The organism is Mesorhizobium sp. M0018, assembly GCF_040323955.1.
Classification (GTDB): Bacteria; Pseudomonadota; Alphaproteobacteria; order Rhizobiales; family Rhizobiaceae; genus Mesorhizobium.
The window spans coordinates 1-587 of record NZ_JAMYVL010000093.1 but is presented as its reverse complement, the minus strand read 5'-3'; the positions used below and the strand labels follow the sequence as shown (position 1 = coordinate 587).

Sequence of the window (587 nt, the reverse complement as noted above, 5' to 3'; positions counted from 1 at the left end):
GACGATCGGCTGGAAGCCGTACTCGTCATGGTGGGCATTGAACAGGCGAAGCTGTTGGCCTCCGTGCACAGCGTCGAAGGTGTCGTCAATGTCGAGTACGATCCGCTTCGGCACCTGCGGAACGAGGCGCAATAGAGATCGACCATCGCCCGTCCCATCGCGACCAGCTCCCGCACGCCGGGTAGGTTCTCCAGCCGGCACAGCGTCGATTGCGACGCCAGATCCCGACCCGACGGCAGCGCATCCTGGGTCATCTTGAAGACCGGATCGCGGCGCAGCCGGTTGGCGTCGTTGCCGTCCTCGTAGCCGGCGGCGATCATCTTCATGCGAAAGCCGATCATGTCCGCCAGGCTGTGGACGACCTGGTCCGGGCAGCGCGGATCGTCGATGCAACGCGCCAGACGCTCGGCCACCCGCAACCGCTTTTCCACCTCGGCCAAGGCCAGAACGCCGCTGTTGGACGACAGCATGCCGCCGTCGAAACGGGCGACGACGGACTTGCCGCCGACTGATGACAAACCGCTCAGCGGCAGCGCAAGATCGTTCATGGTGGGTGTGGTCTCCGGGAAATGGTTCGGATCGGCTTA

Annotated in this window: 1 pseudogene; it reads right to left on the bottom strand. The window is 64.4% G+C overall.

Annotated features, from left to right (window positions below):
• Positions 1 to 548: pseudogene (locus NKJ81_RS32600) on the bottom strand (transposase); the annotation flags it as partial.
• Between the last annotated feature and the right edge of the window lie 39 nt (positions 549 to 587).